General features: G+C 72.2%; 16 protein-coding genes. 8 read left to right on the forward strand and 8 right to left on the reverse strand.

Annotated elements, in window-relative coordinates; all coding sequences use genetic code 11:
• Positions 1–17 precede the first annotated feature (17 nt).
• The 3 genes from M3147_RS02185 (at position 18) to M3147_RS02195 (ending at position 2,608) form a co-directional block, all read left to right on the forward strand.
• Entirely contained in the window at positions 18–599 is a 582-nt protein-coding gene (locus tag M3147_RS02185; protein ID WP_251201826.1) for an isochorismatase family protein, read from the forward strand.
• Complete coding sequence (locus M3147_RS02190; RefSeq protein WP_251201827.1) at positions 596–1,426, forward strand: alpha/beta fold hydrolase; 831 nt, start codon at positions 596–598, stop codon at positions 1,424–1,426. The genes M3147_RS02185 and M3147_RS02190 overlap by 4 nt, the downstream gene beginning before the upstream one ends.
• Before the next feature lie 111 nt (positions 1,427–1,537).
• Positions 1,538–2,608 carry an LPXTG cell wall anchor domain-containing protein gene (locus M3147_RS02195; RefSeq protein ID WP_251201828.1) on the forward strand — a complete coding sequence of 357 codons (1,071 nt, stop codon included), beginning with the start codon at positions 1,538–1,540 and terminating at the stop codon, positions 2,606–2,608.
• Between the two features lie 155 nt (positions 2,609–2,763).
• On the opposite strand, the gene hpaD is transcribed toward M3147_RS02195, so the two are convergent.
• From hpaD to M3147_RS02230, 7 genes are all read right to left on the reverse strand, one after another.
• On the reverse strand, positions 2,764–3,906 hold the full coding sequence (hpaD, locus tag M3147_RS02200; RefSeq protein ID WP_251201829.1) for a 3,4-dihydroxyphenylacetate 2,3-dioxygenase: 1,143 nt from the start codon (positions 3,904–3,906) through the stop codon (positions 2,764–2,766).
• 42 nt (positions 3,907–3,948) lie between these two features.
• The gene (gene hpaE / locus M3147_RS02205; RefSeq protein WP_251201830.1) at positions 3,949–5,484 is read right to left on the reverse strand and encodes a 5-carboxymethyl-2-hydroxymuconate semialdehyde dehydrogenase; all 1,536 of its coding nucleotides are present in this window, start codon (positions 5,482–5,484) and stop codon (positions 3,949–3,951) included.
• 62 nt (positions 5,485–5,546) lie between these two features.
• Positions 5,547–6,215: a GntR family transcriptional regulator gene (locus M3147_RS02210; RefSeq protein ID WP_251201831.1), complete on the reverse strand. Its 669-nt coding sequence runs from the start codon at positions 6,213–6,215 to the stop codon at positions 5,547–5,549.
• Positions 6,212–7,753, reverse strand: coding sequence for a fumarylacetoacetate hydrolase family protein (locus tag M3147_RS02215; RefSeq protein WP_251201832.1), 1,542 nt, complete (start codon positions 7,751–7,753; stop codon positions 6,212–6,214). Before M3147_RS02215 ends, M3147_RS02210 begins: the two co-directional genes overlap by 4 nt.
• Before the next feature lie 65 nt (positions 7,754–7,818).
• On the reverse strand, positions 7,819–8,718 hold the full coding sequence (locus tag M3147_RS02220; RefSeq protein ID WP_439954175.1) for an HpcH/HpaI aldolase family protein: 900 nt from the start codon (positions 8,716–8,718) through the stop codon (positions 7,819–7,821).
• Positions 8,703–9,488, reverse strand: a complete 786-nt coding sequence (gene hpaH / locus M3147_RS02225; RefSeq protein WP_251201834.1) for a 2-oxo-hept-4-ene-1,7-dioate hydratase — start codon at positions 9,486–9,488, stop codon at positions 8,703–8,705. The genes M3147_RS02220 and hpaH overlap by 16 nt, the downstream gene beginning before the upstream one ends.
• Before the next feature lie 243 nt (positions 9,489–9,731).
• Positions 9,732–11,396 carry a thiamine pyrophosphate-binding protein gene (locus M3147_RS02230; protein ID WP_251201835.1) on the reverse strand — a complete coding sequence of 555 codons (1,665 nt, stop codon included), beginning with the start codon at positions 11,394–11,396 and terminating at the stop codon, positions 9,732–9,734.
• Between the two features lie 168 nt (positions 11,397–11,564).
• Between M3147_RS02230 and M3147_RS02235 the strand changes: the two genes are divergently transcribed.
• The 5 genes from M3147_RS02235 to M3147_RS02255 all read left to right on the forward strand — a co-directional run bounded on the left by M3147_RS02235 (position 11,565) and on the right by M3147_RS02255 (position 17,429).
• Positions 11,565–11,870, forward strand: a complete 306-nt coding sequence (locus tag M3147_RS02235) for a hypothetical protein (protein ID WP_251201836.1) — start codon at positions 11,565–11,567, stop codon at positions 11,868–11,870.
• A 253-nt stretch (positions 11,871–12,123) separates the two neighbouring features.
• Positions 12,124–13,659, forward strand: a complete 1,536-nt coding sequence (locus M3147_RS02240) for an ABC transporter substrate-binding protein (RefSeq protein ID WP_251201837.1) — start codon at positions 12,124–12,126, stop codon at positions 13,657–13,659.
• Positions 13,660–13,741: 82 nt separating this feature from the next.
• The gene (locus tag M3147_RS02245) at positions 13,742–14,683 is read left to right on the forward strand and encodes an ABC transporter permease (protein ID WP_251201838.1); all 942 of its coding nucleotides are present in this window, start codon (positions 13,742–13,744) and stop codon (positions 14,681–14,683) included.
• Positions 14,680–16,578, forward strand: a complete 1,899-nt coding sequence (locus M3147_RS02250; RefSeq protein ID WP_251201839.1) for a dipeptide/oligopeptide/nickel ABC transporter permease/ATP-binding protein — start codon at positions 14,680–14,682, stop codon at positions 16,576–16,578. Before M3147_RS02245 ends, M3147_RS02250 begins: the two co-directional genes overlap by 4 nt.
• The gene (locus M3147_RS02255) at positions 16,575–17,429 is read left to right on the forward strand and encodes an ABC transporter ATP-binding protein (RefSeq protein ID WP_251201840.1); all 855 of its coding nucleotides are present in this window, start codon (positions 16,575–16,577) and stop codon (positions 17,427–17,429) included. Before M3147_RS02250 ends, M3147_RS02255 begins: the two co-directional genes overlap by 4 nt.
• Before the next feature lie 111 nt (positions 17,430–17,540).
• On the opposite strand, the gene M3147_RS02260 is transcribed toward M3147_RS02255, so the two are convergent.
• Complete coding sequence (locus M3147_RS02260; RefSeq protein ID WP_251201841.1) at positions 17,541–18,953, reverse strand: aldehyde dehydrogenase family protein; 1,413 nt, start codon at positions 18,951–18,953, stop codon at positions 17,541–17,543.
• Between the last annotated feature and the right edge of the window lie 92 nt (positions 18,954–19,045).

Here is a 19,045-nt window from a genome sequence, read left to right on the forward strand (position 1 = left end):
GGAGGCACAATGGAGGCATGACGAAGGCGCTGTTCATCATCGACGTGCAGAACGACTTCACCGAGGGCGGGGCGCTCGGCGTCGACGGCGGCGCCGCGGTCGCCGCGGGCGTCACGACGTACCTCTCCGGGCACCGAGGCGAGTACGAGCTCGTCGTCGCCTCGCGCGACTGGCACGACGGAGACAGCGACAACGGCGGGCACTTCGCCACCGGCGAACCCGACTTCGTCGACACCTGGCCGGTGCACTGCGTCGCGGGGACACCCGGAGCCGAGTACCACCCGGCGCTCGACGTCTCCGGCGTCGACGTGCACATCCGCAAGGGGCAGGGCCGACCCGCCTACTCGATCTTCGAGGGCACCGACGAGGCGGGACGGGGCATCGCCGAGCTCCTCGCCGAGCGCGGGATCACCGGGGTCGACGTCGTCGGCATCGCGACCGACTACTGCGTGCGGCAGAGCGCGCTCGACGCGCTCGAACACGGCCAGCACGTGCGGGTGCTGACCGGACTCGTCGCCGGAGTGGCCCCGGAGTCGTCGGCGGCCGCCCTCGCGGAGCTCGGCCACGCCGGAGCCGAGATCGTCGCGGCGGAGGCGTGAGCCCGGCGCTGCCCGGCGCAGCCGGTCCGGTCCTGCACGCGGAGGCGGCGGACGGCTCGCTCATCGCGTACCGGCGCACCCCGGCGGGGGCAGCCGCCGAGCCCGGCGCCACCGGGCTCCCGCCAGTGCTGCTCGTGCACGGCTTCGGTGCGAACGGCGCGATCACCTGGCAGCGCACCGGTTGGGTCGACGCGCTCACCCGCGCGGGCCGTGACGTGGTGACCGTCGATCTCCGCGGCCACGGCGACAGCGACGCGCCGATCGAGGCGGCGGCGTATCGCGCCGAGGTGCAGGGGGCGGATCTCGCAGCCGTGCTCGACTCGCTCGAGATCCCCCAGGTGGACGTCGTCGGCTACTCGCTCGGCAGCCGCATCGCCGCCGCCCTCGCCCGCAGTGCGCCCTCCCGGGTGCGCCGCCTCGTGATCGGCGGCGCCGGGCCGCAGGAACTCTTCGCCAGTTGGGACCTCGAGCGCGCCCGGCAGCTGCTGGACGCTGAACGCTCGGAGCGCGCCGACGGCGGCTCGGATGCCGCGGCGGTCCCGGCCGGCGAGCAGGTCATGCGCGCGGTGCTCGGCACGGCGGTCCGCTCGGGCGCCGACCCCGAGGCGTTGCTCGCGTGCATCGAGGGCATCGCCGGGGCATCCCTCGACCTGCCGTCCGAGCTGCCCGTGCTGTACGTCGCGGGGGCGCTCGATCCGGTCCCGCGCGGCGCGGCGGAGCTCGCCCGCGAGCGCGGCGCCGAGTACCTCGAGATCCCGGGCCGCGACCACGTCTCGACGCTCACCTCGCGCGCGTTCAAGGACGCCGCCGTCCGATTCCTCAGCTGACCCTCGCGGCCCGAACTGGGGGGCGGACGCCGTTCCCTCGTGCACGCCCGGGGCACTAGAGTCGTCCTCGCCCCGGGCCCGATGCGCGTGCCCGCGAGAGGAGCTTCCCCCGTGACCTCAGCCTTCATCCGCGTCGCCCCCGCCGCGATCGGCGTCGGACTCCTGCTCGCCGCCGCGACCGCCGTGACGCCGGCCGTCGCCGACACGACACCCGCGACCGACTGCCGCACGGACTGCACCGCGGTGTTCGACACCGCGGGCCTGCACACGCTCGCCGTCCCCGCCGGGGTCGTGTCACTCCGGGCCACGGTCTCCGGCGCTGCGGGGTCGCCCGCGCCCGCCGCGCTCGGCCTGTTCCCCGACGCGGTCGGCGGCCCCGGCGGCGTCACCACCGCGACGCTCGGCACCGCGCTCGGCGGAACGACGCTCACCCTCCGCGTCGGTGCCGCCGGGGAAGGCAGCGCCCTCGCCGACGGCGACGGTGCGCTCCTCGTCGTCGCCGGCGGCGGCGGCGACGGCGGCTACGCGGGCCGCTTCGAACTGCCCGACCAGCTCTTCGCCGCCTACCCGGGCGGCGCGGGCGGCGCGCCGAGCGCCCCCGGCGTCGCACCGGGCGGCGACGGCACGACCTTCGGCACGGGGGCGTTCAACGGCGCGGGAGGCGCGCTCGCGGCCGGCGGCGCTGGCGGAGTGGGCGGCGCCAGCGGCTCGGCCGGTGCCGCGGGAACGACGAGCTCCCCGGGCGCGATCGGCCTGTCCGCGGGCGGGGCTGGAGGCATCCTCACCGTCCAGGACGACCAGTACGAGGCCGGCCCCGGCGGGACGGGGTTCACCGGCGGCGGTGGCGGTGCGGTCAGCCTCGATGCGGTCGATGGCGGCGACGAGATCATGATCGACGTCGTCGGTGCCGGCGGCGGCGGGTCCGGCTTCCTCGCCGAGGGACTCAGCGCGGTCGCCGGGGAACCGAACGCCGGAGCTGGCTCGGTGACCGTGGTGTGGTCGCTCCCGCCGCTGCCCGACCCCGAACCGGCGTCGCCGGTCGTCGCGCCGCCCGCCGAGCCGACGGGTCCGCAGCTCGCCGAGACCGGGGTCGAGGCGCCGTCGCTCGGGCTCGCCGCTGCGGCGATCGCCGCGGCCGGTGCCGCGCTCCTGGCGCTCCATCGCCGTCGGCGTCGCGCCTGAGTCGCCGAGCCTGAGTCGCCGAGCCTGACCCGCCGCGCCTGACCGTCGCGCAGAACTCAGGAACATCCCGGTGATACGCGGGAACGCCGCCCGGCGATTCCCCGGAAAACCGGGGGACCGCCGGGCGGCGTTCCTGAGTTGTGCGAGGCGGCGGCTCAGAGGGTGTTGCCGAGCTTGAAGCCCTGCTCCTCGTCGCCCTTCCGCGTGTACGAGAAGCCGTCGGCCCCGATCGTGACCTCCATCTCGCTGTCGTCGGTGCGGGCGACGACGGGCTTCGGATTGCCGTCGAGGTCGAGCACCAGCGAGGCATCCGTGTACCAGCTCGGCACGACCGGGTTGCCCCACCAGTCGCGACGCTGGTTGTCGTGCACGTCCCAGGTGACCACGGGGTTGTCGGGGTCGCCGGTGTAGTAGTCCTGCGTGTAGATCTCGACGCGGTGACCGTCGGGGTCGCGCAGGTACAGGTAGAACGCGTTCGAGACGCCGTGGCGACCCGGGCCGCGCTCGATCGCGTCGGAGCGGCGGAGCGCGCCCAGCTTGTCGCAGATCGCCAGGATGTTGTGCTTCTCGTGCGTGGCGAAGGCGACGTGGTGCATGCGCGGCCCGTCGCCGCCCGTCATCGCCGTGTCGTGCACGGTGGGCTTGCGACGCATCCATGCCGCGTAGACGGTGCCCTCCTCGTCCTGGATGTCCTCCGTGACGCGGAAGCCGAGCGACTGCATGAAGTTCACGGCGCGCGGCACGTCGGGGGTGACCTGGTTGAAGTGGTCGAGGCGCACGAGCTCGCCCGGCGTGTGCAGGTCGTAGCGCCACGAGAGCCGCTCGACGTGCTCGGTCTGGAAGAAGAACTCGTAGGGGAAGCCCAGCGGGTCCTCGACGCGGACCGAGTCGCCGATGCCCTTCGTGAAGCCCTCGGCCCGGCGCTCGACGCGGCAGCCGAGCTCCGTGTAGAACGCCACGGCCTTGTCGAGGTCCTCGGCCGTGCGCACCCGGTACGAGAACGCCGCGACCGCGGCGACGGGGCCCTGGCGCAGCACGAGGTTGTGGTGGATGAACTCCTCGGTCGAACGGAGGTAGATCGCCTCCTCGTCCTCCTCGGTGACGTACAGCCCGAGCACGTCGACGTAGAACACGCGGGAGGCCGCGAGGTCGGTCACGACGAGCTCCATGTACGCGCAGCGCAGGATGTCGGGAGCGGGCACCGAGGGCGTCGGCACCGGGTTGTCGCTGTGGATCGGGGCCTCCTGGCTCACATAGAAGCCGGAGGAGGTGAGGGTCATTTCGTCGCGGTGGGTCATGTCAGCGTCCTTGCCTGGGGTGGAGTCTGGGGCGTGGGCCGGTCAGCGGGGGTCCGGGTCGTCGAGGTCCGACTCGTGGATCTCCTGCTTGCCGAACGTCGGGTTGTGCGGCGCGCCGAGCGTGATGTGCACGCTCTGCTGGTCGGTGTAGAAGTCGATCGAGCGGTAACCGCCCTCGTGGCCGAGGCCTGACGCCTTGACGCCGCCGAAGGGGGTGCGGAGATCCCGCACGTTGTTCGAGTTCAGCCACACCATGCCGGCCTCGACCGACTGGGCGAAGTTGTGGGCGCGCTTCAGCTCGTTCGTCCAGATGTAGGCGGCGAGCCCGTACTTCGTGTTGTTCGCGAGGGCGAGCGCCTCCTCCTCCGTGTCGAAGGGGGTGATCGCGACCACCGGGCCGAAGATCTCCTCCTGGAAGATGCGGGCGTCGGGCGAGACGTCGGCGAACACGGTGGGGGCGACGTAGTTGCCCTCGGGGAAGCCGTCCGGGCGTCCGCCGCCCGCGACGAGGCGGCCCTCGCGCTTGCCGAGCTCGACGTAGCTCATCACCTTGTCGTAGTGCTCGGGGTGCACGAGCGCGCCGACCTCGGTGGCCGGGTCGTGCGGGTGGCCGACCTTCACGCGCTTCGCTTGCGCCGCGTAGCGCTCGACGAACTCGTCGTAGACGTCGCGCTGCACGAGGATGCGCGAGCCCGCGGTGCAGCGCTCGCCGTTCAGCGAGAACACGCCGAAGATGCAGGCGTCGATCGCGACGTCGAGGTCGGCGTCGGCGAACACGACCGCCGGGCTCTTGCCGCCGAGCTCCATCGAGAGCCCCTTCAGGTACGGCGCGGCGTTGCCGAAGATGAGCTGCCCGGTGCTGCTCTCGCCCGTGAAGGAGATGAGCGGCACGTCGGGGTGCTTCACGAGGGCGTCGCCGGCGTCCTCGCCGAGGCCGTTCACGAGGTTGAACACGCCCTTCGGCAGGCCCGCCTCCTCGAAGATGCCGGCCCAGAGCGAGGCGGAGAGCGGGGTGAACTCCGCGGGCTTCAGCACGACCGTGTTGCCGGTCGCGAGCGCGGGGCCGAGCTTCCACGACTCGAGCATGAACGGGGTGTTCCACGGCGTGATGAGGCCCGCCACGCCGATCGGCTTGCGGTTCACGTAGTTCATCTGGCGGCCCGGCACCTTGAAGGCGTCGTCGGCCTGGGCGACGATGAGGTCGGCGAAGAAGCGGAAGTTCTCGGCGGCGCGACGGGCCTGGCCGAGCGCCTGGGTGATCGGCAGGCCGGAGTCGAAGGACTCGAGCTCGGCGAGGCGGGCGTCGCGCGACTCGACGAGGTCGGCGATCTTGTGCAGCACGCGGGAGCGCTCGCGGGGGAGCATCCGCGGCCACGGCCCCTCCTCGAAGGCGCGCTTCGCGGCGGCCACGGCGCGCTCGACGTCGGCCTTCTTGCCGGCCGCGGCGTGGACGTAGGTCTCGTTCGTGACGGGGTTCAGCACCTCGAACGTGTCGCCGTCGAGCGAGTCGACGAACTCGCCGTCGATGTAGTGCTGGATCTTCTCCGGCAGGTCCGCCGGGCGGTACGCGTCGGTCATGCGGGTCTCACCTTCATCGTGTCGTGGCGCCGGGCCGGGAACGGCGGCGGCGCCGGTGGGGCTCAGGGGGTCGGGGTGTGCGCGTGCTGCTCGGCCTGATAGGCGAGCACGGCGTCGAGGGTGGCGGTGCGGTGGCCGCGGGCCGCCAGCTCGATCTCGATCGAGGGGGCGTCGTCCTCGATGAGCCGGAGGATCGCCTCGTGCTCCTCGACGGAGGACTGCGCGCGGCCGGGCACGAAGCTGAACGAGGAGTCGCGCAGCACCTTCATGCGGTTCCAGCCGCGGTGCACGAGGTCGAGGATGTGCGGGTTCGGGCACTCCTCGAACAGCACGGCGTGGAACTCGAGGTTCAGCGCGGTGAAGCGGTGCGGGTCGAAGGCGTCGAGGCTCTCGCGCATCCGCTCGTTCACGGCGCGGGCACGGGCGATGTGCTCGGCCGTGAGCGTGGGGACGGCGAGCGCGGTCGCCGCGCCCTCGACGAGGGCGAGCGTCTGCATGGTGTGCAGGTACTCGGTCTCCTGGATGAGGGCGACCTGGGCGCCGACGTTGCGCTCGAAGGTGACGAGGCCTTCGGCCTCGAGCAGGCGGATCGCCTCGCGCACCGGCACGACGGAGACGCCGAGCTCGCGGGCGATGGTGCCGAGCACGAGCCGGAAGCCCGGCACGTAGCGGCCGTCGTCGATGCGCTCGCGGATGAAGCGGTACGCCTGCTGCGCCTTGCTCTCGTTCATCGGGCGCCCTCGCTCTCGGCGGCCGGGCCGCGCGCTGCGCCGCGGCTCGCCTCGTACTTCGCGCGCCACTCCGCATTCATGGGGAAGAGGCCGTCGACGGATGCCCCGGCGGCCACCTGTTCGGCGACCCAGGCGTCCTCGCGTTCCTGCGCGGCCGCCTCGGCGGCGACCTCCGCGGCGAGGGCGGCGGGGATGACGAGCACGCCGTCGCCGTCGCCGACGATCACGTCGCCCGGCTGCACGGCGGCGCCGCCGCAGGCGATCGTGACGTCGGTCTCCCACGGCACGTGGCGGCGGCCGAGCACGCTCGGGTGCGGGCCCTGCGAGAACACCGGGATCTCGAACTCGGCGACCGCGTCGAAGTCGCGCACGCCGCCGTCGGTGACGATGCCGGCCGCGCCGCGCACCTGGGCGCGCAGGGCGAGCACGTCGCCCACGGTGCCGGTGCCGCGCTCGCCGCGGGCCTCGACGACGAGCACCTCGCCCGGGGCGACCTGGTCGAAGGCTCGCTTCTGGGCGTTGAAGCCGCCGCCGTGCTCCTTGAAGAGGTCGGGGCGGAAGGGGATGAAGCGCAGCGTCTTCGCCGTGCCGACGATGCGGTCGCCGGGGTGGTTCGCGAAGACGCCCTCGATGAAGACGTCGTGGTAGCCGCGTTTGCGGAGCGCCGCGGAGATCGTCGCGACGGCGGCCTGGGAGAGGAGCTCGCGCACCTCGGGGTCGAGGCCGGTCGGGGCTGCGGATGCCTCGGCGACCGCAGCGGCGGAGTCGGGGGCGCTCGCCCGGCCGTCGGCGACCGCGGCGAGCAGCTCGGCCTCGCTGCCCCAGGCCTCGAGGCGCTGGTCGTCGTCGATGGCGGGCTTGCTGCCGAAGCCGCCGAAGGCGTGCGCGCCCTGGGTGACGGTGGTGACGAGCCGGCCCGTGCTCGGGGCGCCGGGCGCGGCGGGGGCGTCGACCTCGACCTCGACGACGTCGCCGGGGACGACGACCGAGGAGCCGGCGGGCGTCCCGGTGAGGATGACGTCGCCGGTGTCGAGGGTGAGGTGCTGGGAGAGGTCGGCGACGAGGCGGCCGAAGGGGAAGAGGAGCGTGTCGGAGGTGTCCTCCTGCACGAGCTCGCCGTTGACCCAGGTGCGGACGCGCCAGCCGTCTTCTCCGGCGACCGAGGCGGGGATCGCGGCCGGGCCGATCGGGGTGAAGCCGTCGCCGCCCTTGTTGCGCACGTTCGAGCCCTTGTCGGCGGCGCGGAGGTCGTAGAGGCCGAAGTCGTTCGCGGCGGTCACGGCGGCGATGTGCGACCAGCCGTTCTCGGGGGAGACCCAGCGCGCGGGCGCGCCGATCACGATGGCGATCTCGCCCTCGAAGGCGAGCAGCTCGGTGCCGGCGGGGCGTTCGATGGTGCCGCCGGTCGCGGCGAGCGAGGAGGCCGGCTTGAAGAAATAGCTCGGCTGGGCGGGGGTGCGGCCGCGCTGGGCGGCCCTCGACGGGTAGTTGAGGTGCACCGCGATGATCTTGCCCGGGGTGGGGATACCGAAGGTCATTGACATCCTCGTCTCGTTGTATCTGAAATCATATACGATCTAGCGATGCGGTGGAAGGCCGACGCTCAATAGCTCGCCCGGGGCGCGGACGGCGGGGGCGTGGGGCGCGCGGCATCCGTCTCTTCCGGCTCGCCCGTCGGCGCGTTCGCCGGATGCGCACCGATGAACCGGTCGGCGAGGGCCTCCGAGGCGCGCGCGAGGATCGCGACATCCGCCCCGACCGCGGCGAAGGCCGCGCCCTCGGCGAGATAGCGGTCGGCGTCCTCGGGGACGAACGCGTTGATGCCGGCCGGCTTGCCGGCGGCGCGCGCGGCGCGGATCGCGGTGAGCGCCGCCTCGACCACGTCCGGATGGCTCGGCTGACCGAGCAGGCCCATGGAGCCCGCGAGATCGGCCGGCCCGACGAAGATCGCGTCCACGCCGTCGACCGCGAGGATCTCCTCGACGTTCGCGACCGCGGCGGCCGACTCGATCTGCACGATCAGGCTCACCATCTCGGAGGCGCGGCCGAGGTAGCCCTCGATGCGGTTCCAGCGCGAGGAGCGCGCCAGCGAGGCGCCGACGCCGCGCGCGCCGTACTCGGCGGGGGCGACGCCGCCGTCCGCCGGGCCGGGGTAGCGCACGGCGCGGACGAGCTCACGCGCCTGCTCGGCGGAGTCGACCATCGGCACCAGGAGGTTCTGCACACCGAGGTCGAGGTACTGCTTGAGCAGCACGGTGTCGCCGATCGGTGGCCGCACCACGGCGGAGACCGGGTAGGCCGACATGGCGTAGAGCTGATGCAGGATCGACTGCAGATCGTTGGGGGAGTGCTCGGCGTCGAGGAGCACCCAGTCCACGCCGCTGCCCGCGGCGACCTCGGCGACGATCGGACTCGCCGAGCAGACCCACATGCCGACCTGCGGGCGGTCGGCCGCGGCAAGTCGCGCCGCGAACGTCTGCGGGGCGTTCATTCGAATCGGCACGTGATCGCCCCCAGCTGGCCGTAGTCGGCGTGCACGGTGTCGCCGCGCTCGACCCACATCGGTCGGGTGAACGAGCCGGCGAGCACGATCTCGCCCGCCTCGAGCGACTGCCCGTGCTGGGCGAGCTTGTTCGCGAGCCAGGCGACGCCCATGGCCGGGTGGCCGAGCACCGCGGCGGCGACGCCCGACTCCTCGATCGTCTGGTTGCGGTAGAGGAGCGCGCCGACCCAGCGCAGGTCGAGCTCGTCGACCTTCACCGGGCGGCCGCCGAGCACCATGCCGCCCATCGCGGCGTTGTCGCTGATCGTGTCGACGATCGTGCGGCCCTCGAGCTCGATGTGCGAGTTCAGGATCTCGAGCGCGGGCACGACGTAGGCGGTCGCGTCGAGCACGTCGAAGATCGTCGTGTTCGGCCCGGAGAGCGGCTTGGCGAGCACGAAGGCGAGCTCGACCTCGATGCGCACGTTCGAGAAGCGGTCGAACTCGACCGTCGCCCCCGACTCGAAGACCATGTCGTCGAAGATCACGCCGTAGTCGGGCTCGGTGATGCCCGTCGCCACCTGCATCACCTTCGAGGTGAGGCCGATCTTGCGGCCGACGAGGCGGGCGCCGGCGGCGGCGCGGCGTTCGGCCCAGAGCTTCTGCACGGCGTACGCGTCCTCGACGGTCATGCCGTCGTGGCGGGCGGTGAGCCGCGGCACGATGCCGCGGTCGCGATCGGCGATGAACAGTTCGTCGGCGATCGCCTCGATGGTGGACTGGTTCAGCACGCGGGCTCCACTTCCTCGTCGGGCGCTTGGGTTGATCGTATACGATCTTGCCGCCCGCGGCGAGGCATCCGGCTCCCGCCCGCCGCCCTTCGACAACTCAGGATGCCTCCGCGCGGCCCCACCGCCCGCCGCCCTTCGACAACTCAGGATGCCTCGCCGCCGTGCCCAGCGGCGGCGCGGGTCGTCCGAAGCGACGACCCGCATAACTGCCAGATGTTCCTGAGTTGTGTGAGGAGGGGAGGGTTAGCGGGAGTTCACGCGGATGATCTCCTGCTGATACGGGGCGATGACGTCGCCCGAGATGCGGCAGTCGAGCAGCAGGAAGGGGCGATCCGCCGCGGGGCGGGCCGCCCAGTCCGCGAGGGCGTCGAGATCGGCGAGCTCGCGGACGACGACCCCCTCGGCGCCGAAGGCCGCGGCTGCGGCGGCGAAGTCGGCCTCGGGGATGCGCATCGGGCCCTCGGCGAGCCCCTTCAGGCCGTAGAGGTTGACCTCGGCGCCGTAGGCGGCGTCGTTCCAGACGACGGCGACGCCTCGGCCACCGGCGGTGCGGATCGCGGTCTCGAGGTCGGCGATCGCCATGAGTCCGCCGCCGTCGCCCGTGGTCAGCACGATCGTCGACTCGGGACGGGCGGCCGCCGCGCCGGCGACGCTCGGGAAGCCCTGCCCGATCGACTGGAACGCGGTGCCGACCATCATCATCCGGTCGGGCGCGGCCACCGGCCAGTACATGTTCGCCCAGCCGATGAAGTGCCCGCCGTCGGAGACGACCACGCGGTCCTCGGGCAGGAGTTCGGCGATCCGGCGAGCGGTGCTGCGCGGGTCGAGCCGGCCGTCGGGCGCGGCGGACTCGCCGGGCTCGTACGCCCTCGCCGCCGCGACGTCGACCCGCTCCCGCCAGCCGCCGGACGGTTCCGTCCCGCCGCGGACCGCCGCGACGGCGGTCACGAGCTCGCGGGCGACGAGCGCGGCGTCGCCGCGAACATACCCGCCGACGTTCGGGTGGGTCGCGGCCGGGGCGACGTCGACCTGGAACACCCGGGTGCCGGGCGCGAACAGCTCGCCGAAGCGCATCGTGAACTGGTTGAGCGAGGCCCCGAAGACGACGGCGACGTCGGCCTCGTGGACGAGCGCCATCGCCCCGTCGGCGCCGAAGCCGCCGGTGACCCCGAGGTCGTAGCGGGCGTCGGGGAAGACCCCGCGGCCGAGCGCGGTGGAGGCGGTGAGCGCGCCGGTCGCGGCGGCGAGCTCGCCGAGGGCGTCGCCGGCGTCCGCGAGCCAGGCGCCGCGCCCGGCGAGGAGGAACGGGCGCTCGGCCTCGGCGAGCGCGCGGGCGATCTCGGCCAACTGGCCGTGAGCGAACTCACCGGCCGGGGCGATCGGTGCAGGCCGGGTGAGGGCGGGGGCCTGGGCGAGCGGTCCGGCCTCGACGGCCGCGACGTCATAGGGGATCGCGAGTACGACCGGGAGGCGGTACTGCAGGGCGTGCTCGATCGCGATGACCGTGGTCGCCGCGGCATCCGTGCGGCCGACCGTATAGGTGCGGGCGCCGACGGCGGAGGCGAGGGCGATCTGGTCGACGTCCCAGGGGCGCGGGCCCGAGGTCGGCTCGTCGCCGACCACGAGCACGAGCGGCACGCGGGCCTGCGCGGCCTCGGCGAGCGAGGTGAGCGTGTTCGTGAAGCCGGCGCCGTAGGTCGAGGTCGCCGCGGCGAGGCGCTTCGAGGCGCGATAGTGCGCGTCGGCGGCGACGACACCGCCGGCCTCGTGGCGTACCGCGGTGAACACGGCGTCGGTCTCGCGCTCGATCGCGTCGAGGAAGTAGGCGTTGCCGTTGCCCATCACGCCGAAGACGTGGCTGAGGTGGGCTGCGAGGGCGTGGGCGACGTGGGAGGAGACGGTGGGCATGCGGCGGCCTTTCGAGACGCGACGGACGGATTCCGTATGTGTCTCGCAACCGACGCCGGCATCGGCTCGCTTCGTGCCCATTTTTCGAGCACCGGCGCGGATGGCGCGCCTGGACGGAACGAGTATACGGCGACGAAACGGATGCCGCGGGCACGGCATGATTGAGCCATGAAGACCGTGCAGTTGCGTCGCTATCAGATCGTCGAGGGCGAGTTCGAGGCGTTCGTGGAGTGGTTCGAGACCCGGATGCCCGCGGTGCGGCGGGCCACCGGGTTCGAGGTGGAGTTCGCCTACGGCCGCCCCGAGGCGAACGAGTTCGTCTGGGCTGTGAGCGTGGCAGGAGATCGCGCCGAGTTCGATCGCATCGAGGCCGCGTACGTCGTCTCGCCCGAGCGTGCGGGCGCGTTCGAGGGGGTCCCCGAGCGCATCGCGAGCAAGGAGATCTCCTTCGTCCAGGCGGTCGCCATCGTCTGATTCCAGGGGCTCGACCGCGGGGGCGGCGACGTGCGCGGGCACGTCGCCGCCCCGTCTTTCTCCAGGTGTTGTGTTTCTTGTCAACAGTTGTAGACTTACCCGCACGGCACATCGAGGTGACGACCTCTCGAGCTCCACGGCTACGGCGCCGCGGCGCATCGACGCGCAGAACGCGACCGGAGGGATCGGCACTCGCCCTGACCGCGATGTCCCGCAGCACCCACCTGTTTCCCCGCAATCGAGAGAAGAAGACATGAAGAAGGCACTGCCAGGCGTCGCCCTCGCCGCGGCCGCCGCGTTCGCGCTCACCGCGTGCACGTCCGGTACTGACGCGCCCTCCGACGGTGACGGCGGGACGACGGTCCACCCGCTGAGCATCGGCAACTTCCTGGACGTCACCTCCTGGGACCCCTCGCTCGCCGACATCGGCTTCGACGGCCCCTACCTGTCGGCGGTCTACGACCCGCTGCTCACCATCGACGGCGACGGCCAGCCGCAGCCCGGCCTCGCCACCGACTGGAAGGTCTCAGACGACTTCACCACCATCACGATGAACCTCCGCACCGACACCGAGTTCTCGAACGGCGAGGCCTTCAACGCCGAAGCCGCCGTGAAGAGCCTCGACTACCTGAAGGCGGGCGTGCGCTCGCAGGAGGCGTACCAGAAGGTCGACAGCTTCGAGGCGGTCGACGAGGACACCATCGCCATCCACCTCACCCAGCGCGACGACACGATCCTCTACTTCATGGGCCTCGGCCGCAGCTACATGATGGCCCCCTCGGCCATCGACGACGGCTCGCTCGCCACCGCTCCCGTCGGCTCCGGCCCGTACACGCTGAGCGACACCTCGGTGCCCGGCGCGGAGTACCACTTCGACAAGGTCGCCGACCACTGGGCCGCCGAGGACTTCCCCTTCGACCCGCTCAGCATCTCGCCGCTCTCGGACGCGACGGCCATGCTGAACGGCATGGAGGGGGGCCAGTTCAACCTCATCTACGGCGACAAGACCGCGATGGACCTGGCCCCCGACAACGGCTGGAACGTCGCGAGCGGCCTGTCGATGTGGGTCGGCCTGCAGTTCAGCGACCGGCTCGGCGCGACCGAGATGGGCAAGCCGCTCGGCGACGTGCGCGTGCGCCAGGCGCTGAACTACGCGTTCAACGGGCAGGAGCTCGTCGACACGATCGGCCAGGGCGTCGGCGTCGCGACCAACCAGGTGTTCCCCGCCGACACCCCCGGCTACGTGAAGTCGCTGAACGACATGTACCCGGCGAACATCGACAAGGCGAAGCAGCTGCTCGCCGAGGCCGGCTACGCGGACGGGTTCGACGTGACCATGCCCATGGCCCCGCCGTTCCAGCCGTGGCAGGCGATCATCGAGCAGACCTTCGGCGAGCTCGGCATCGGCGTCACCTTCAAGGAGACCGACTTCATGCAGTACATGTCGGTCGCGCCCGAGTACCCCATGTTCGTCGCGGTCATCGCGATGGACGGCAACCCGGTCGCCACGGTCGAGCGTCAGATCGCGAAGCCGCAGTGGTACAACCCCACCCCGGGCGTCGAGGCGTTCCCCGAGATCCAGGCCCAGATCGACACCGTGTTCACCGCCGAGCCCGGTGAGGAGCAGATCGCCGCGATCGAGAAGCTGAACGAGCTCGTCACCGAGCAGGCCTTCTTCTCGGTCTGGAGCCAGTCGACGAACACCTACATCTCGACCTCCGAGTTCGAGGTGACGCCGGTCATCGGCATGATGTTCCCGACGCTCCGCCAGATCGAGGTCGTGGGCTGACCGCCTCGGGACGGGGTCGCGCGGCACGCGCGGCCCCGTCCCACCGGCTTCCCCCGAGTCCGCACCCCATCCAGGAGTCCCCATGCTCACCTTCACACTCAAACGGCTCGTCTCCGGGGTGATCCTCCTCGTCGTCGTGGCGACCGCGACCTTCTTCCTCGCGCACGCCGCGATCCCCGACCCCACCCTCGGGCTCCTCGGCAGCGCCGCCACCCCAGAGGCGCAGCAGGCGCTCGCGGCGAAGATCGGCACCGACCGCCCCGTGATCGTGCAGTTCGGCGACTGGATCGCCGGGCTCTTCCGCGGCGACCTCGGCGATTCCTGGAAGAACTTCCAGCCGGTCGGCGCGCAGATCGCGCTGAAGCTCCCCGTCACCCTCTCCGTGGTGACCGCCGCCGTGCTGCTCTCCGCCGTGCTCGGCGGCCTGCTCGGCGTGCTCGCCGGCCTCCGCCCCGGCACCTGGATCGACAAGCTCGTGAAGGCCGGCGCCGTCGTCCTCTTCGCGCTGCCCGGCTTCTGGGTGGCGCTCCTGCTCGTGATGACCTTCGCGGTGCAGCTGAAGTGGTTCCCCGCGGTCGGCTACGTGCAGCCGCAGGAATCGGTCGGCGGATGGCTCCAATCGATCACCCTGCCCGCGATCTCGCTCGCGCTCGGCGCCGTCGTGATGATCGCCGAACAGCTCCGCAACGCGATCATCCGCGCCGACGGCCTCGACTACATGCGCACGCTCCGAAGCCGCGGCCTGCCGCAGTGGCGGATCGTCGTGCATCTGCTGCGGAACTCCGCCCCGCCGTCGCTGACGATCCTCGCCCTCATGTTCGTGGGACTCCTGTCCGGCGCCATCATCGTCGAGCAGATCTTCGCCCTGCCCGGCATCGGCCCGCTCACGCAGGCGTCCTCGCAGAACGGCGACATCCCGATGCTGCTCGGCATCACCGTCGTGACGGTCGTCTTCGTCGTCATCATCAACTTCCTGCTCGACATCCTGCTCGGCTGGATCAACCCGAAGGCGCGTGTGAAGTGACCTCCCCGCTGACCGAGAACATCGACACCCGCGCCTCGCGTCGCGGTTCCACCTTCGTCCGGCTGCTGAAGCGTCCTGCCGGGGCGGTCTCCTTCGGCATCCTCGTGCTGATCGTGCTCGTCGCGGTGTTCGCCCCGCTGCTCGCGCCGTACGACCCGAACTTCGTCGACCTCTCCATCACCCGCGCGCCGCCCAGCCCCGAGCACCTGCTCGGCGGCGACACCACCGGCCGCGATGTGCTGAGCCGGCTGATCTGGGGCACCCAGATCACCCTGTGGGGCGCCCTCGTCGCGATCGTGACCTCGCTCGTCATCGGCGTGCCCTCCGGCCTCGCGGCGGGCTACTTCGGCGGCGCGACCGACCGCATCGGCACCTGGATCAGCGACGCCGTGCAGTCCGTGCCCGGCATGATCATCCTGCTCATCGTCGGCGCGAACACGGGCAACGACTTCAACCTGCTCATGGTCACGGTCGGTGTGTTCATGGCGCCGGGGTACTTCCGTCTCACCCGCGCGACGGTGCTCGCCGTGCGCAACGAGGCCTACGTCGACGCGGCGAAGGTGTCCGGGCTCTCGCACGCGCGCATCATGGGCCGGCACGTCATCCGCCCCGTCGTCGCGCCGATCGTCATCCAGTCCGCGCTCACCGCGGGCATGGCGATGGGCATGCAGGCCGGCCTGCAGTTCCTCGGCATCGGCGGCGGCACCACCCCCGGCTGGGGTGCCGCGATGAACGAGGGGTTCCGGGTCATGCGCACCGACCCGCTGCTGCTGCTCTGGCCCTCGCTCGCCCTCGGCATCTCGATCGCCGCCCTCGCGGTGCTCGGCTCGACCCTCGCGGACGTCGTCAGCGTCACGGCACCGCTCCCGTCGCGGAAGGCGCGGCGCGCGCGTCGCGCCGCGGAGCGCGCCGCGGCCGCCTTGGGCGAGCCGGCCGTCGTCACCGCCTCGACGGGCGCCGTGGCGCACGCCGCGGTGGACTCGGCCGTGCAGATCGAGAACCTGCGGGTGCGCTACGAGACCGCCGACGGCGAGGTCGAGGTGGTGCACGGCATCACCCTCGACGTGGCGCCGGGCGAGGTGCTCGGCATCGTCGGCGAGTCCGGCTCCGGCAAGTCCCAGACGGTCTTCTCGGTGCTCGACCTGCTGCCGAAGACCGGCAGCTACACGGCCGACGCGATCTGGATCGGCGGCGAGGACGTCACCTCGCTCGGGCGGCGCGACCGGGCGCGTCTGCTCGGCCGCGAGATCGGCTACGTGCCGCAGGAGCCGATGACGAACCTCGACCCCTCGTTCACGATCGGGCACCAGCTCACCGAGCCGCTCCGCGCCGTGCACGGCCTGAGCGGCGCCGAGGCGAAGGCCAGGGCGCTCGCCATGCTCGAGCGCGTCGGCATCGCCGACCCGCCGCGGGTGATGCGGGCGTACCCGCACGAGCTGTCCGGCGGCATGGCCCAGCGCGTGCTCATCGCCGGGGCGATCGCCGCGAAGCCCTCGGTGCTCGTCGCCGACGAGCCGACCACGGCGCTCGATGTGACGGTGCAGGCCGAGGTGCTGGAGCTCCTCCGAGAGCTGCAGCAGGAGTACCGGATGGCGCTCGTCATCGTCACCCACAACTTCGGCGTCGTCGCCGACATCTGCGACCGCGTCGTCGTCATGCGGCACGGCTCGATCGTCGAGATCGGCGAGGTGTCGCAGCTCTTCTCGAACCCCGAGGACGACTACACCCGCGAGCTCATCGCCGCCTCGCTCGACGGGGCCGAGAGCCGTGCCGAGCTCGACCGGGCCTTCGTCGCGGCGCACGCGGCAGCCTCGCCGGGCGCCGTCGACGGCGCCGGGCTCGCCCCGGACCCGGATGCCTCGACCGAGGCCGACCGCAAGGAGGTGCGCGCATGAGCGCGACCGCATCCGCTCCCGCCGCCCGCGGGCCGTTGCTCGAGGCGAAGGACGTCGTCGTCGAGTACGGCACGCGGCGCAAGCCCGACCGCGTGCTGCACGAGGTCTCGCTCGAGATCGCACCGGGCGAGTGCCTCGGCCTCGTCGGCGAATCCGGCTCGGGCAAGTCCACCCTCGGCAAGGCGATCCTCGGTCTCGTTCCCGTCGCGGGCGGCTCGATCACCTTCGACGGTCGCGACATCACGCACGCCACCGGCCGCGACCGCCGGTCGCTCGCCGCCGACATCCAGGTCGTCTTCCAGGACCCGTACGGCTCCCTCGACCCGCTGATGACCGTCGGCGACATCCTGGCCGAACCGCTCGCCACCGCCGGCGCGAGCCGCGCCGAGGCGAAGGCCGTGGTGGGCGAGATGCTCGACCGGGTGCGGCTGCCGAAGCAGGTGCTCGACCGCTACCCGAGCGAGTTCTCCGGCGGGCAGCGGCAGCGCATCGCGATCGCGCGGGCGCTCGTGCGCCGGCCGAAGCTCATCATCTGCGACGAGCCGGTGAGCGCGCTCGACCTCACGACGCAGGCGACGATCCTCGACCTGTTCATCGAGCTGCAGCGCGACACCGGGGTCTCGTACCTCTTCGTCTCGCACGACCTCGGCGTCGTGCGCCGCGTCTGCCACCGGGTCGCCGTGATGTACCGCGGCCGCATCGTCGAGACGGGCGACGGCGAGCACGTGACGGGCGACCCGCAGGACGCCTACAGCCGTCGGTTGCTGATGGCCTCCCCGGTCGCAGACCCCGCGCTGCAGGTCGAGCGCCGCGCGGCCTGGCTCGCGCTCCGCAGCGAGCACGCCGCCTGACGAGGCGGATGCCCGGCGAAGCCGGGCGCCGCCAGAGGCGGATGCCGACCGCATCCGGCACGGCGAAGGGCCCCGCTCATCGAGCGGGGCCCTTCGTCATGCCTGGTCGGCTCAGCCGCTGACGACCTGCGGCTCGGCGACGGCCTTCAGACCCTCCACACCGAACTCGCGGCCATAACCGGACTGCTTCGCCCCGCCGAACGGCACCATCGGGTGCAGGCCGCCGTGCGAGTTGATCCACACCGTGCCGGCCTGCAGGCGCGCGGCGATCTCGCGGGCGCGATCGCGGTCCGCCGACCACACGGAGGCGCCCAGGCCGACCTCGAGCTCGTTCGCGAGCCGCACCACCTCGTCGAGGTCCGAGTATCGGATGACCGGCAGAGCCGGACCGAACTGCTCCTCGACCACGAGGTCGTTGTGCGGGTCGATGTCGGCGACGATCGTCGTCGGGTAGAAGTTGCCGACGGCGTCGTGGTCGGGGTCGCCACCCAGCACCACGCGGGCGCCGGATGCCTTGGCCGACTCCACGAGGCGGTCGACGATCTCGTATTGGCCGCGGTTCTGCAGCGGGCCGAGCACGTTCTGCTCGTCGAGCCCGACGCCCATGGGCACGTTCTTCGCGACCTCGACGAGCGCCGCGACGACCTCGTCGTAGACGGAGTCGTGCACGTAGAGCCGCTTCAGCGCGGCGCAGGTCTGGCCCGTGTTGATGAACGCGCCCCAGAACAGGTTCTCGGCGATCGCTGCGGGGTCGACGTCGGGCAGCACGATGCCGGCGTCGTTGCCGCCGAGCTCGAGCGTGAGCCGGGTGACGTTGTTCGCGCTCGCCTCGATGATGCGCTTGCCGACGGGGGTGGAGCCGGTGAACATGATCTTGCCGACCTTGGGGCTCTTCGTGAGCGCGTCGCCCACGGTACGGCCCGGGCCCGCCACGATGTTCAGCACGCCCGCGGGCAGCACCTCGTTCATGACGGCGACGAGCGCGAGGCCGGACAGCGTGGTCGTCTCGGCGGGCTTCGCGACCACGGTGTTGCCCATCCGCAGTGAGGGGGCGATCTGCCAGATCGCGATCATCATCGGCCAGTTCCACGGCGAGATCGCACCGACGACGCCGATGGGGCGGTAGTGCAGCTCGGCGTAGTTCTCGCCGTCGTCGACGACGACCTCGACGGGCAGTGGCGTCTCCGCCGTCGCGCGCAGCCAGGCGACGCAGGCGCCGACCTCGAAGCGGGCGTTCGGGCCGTTCAGCGGCTTGCCCTGCTCGCGCGAGAGCAGCTCCGCGAGCGGTTCGGCGGACGCCTCGATCGCGTCAGCGGCGCGGTGCAGGTAGCCCCGCCGCTCCTCGTCGGCGAGGGCGGCCCACGCGGGCTGCGCGGCGACGGCGGTGTCGATCGCGCGCTCGAGCTCGGCGACGTCCTGCACGGGGGCGACGCCGATGAGCTCGCCCGTCGCGGGGTCGTGCACGTCGCGGGACGGCCCCGACGACGGCGTGATCGCCTCCAGGAGGCGGTCGTAGCTTTCCATGGATTCCTCCACTCAGAGAGTCCGGTCGAGACCGGGTGAATCCGGTCGGATCCCACGCTACGAGCGCCCGCCCGGGAGGCCTTGACCTGGCG

Origin of the sequence: Agromyces mediolanus (assembly GCF_023715325.1) — a bacterium.
Lineage (GTDB): Bacteria > Actinomycetota > Actinomycetes > Actinomycetales > Microbacteriaceae > Agromyces > Agromyces mediolanus_A.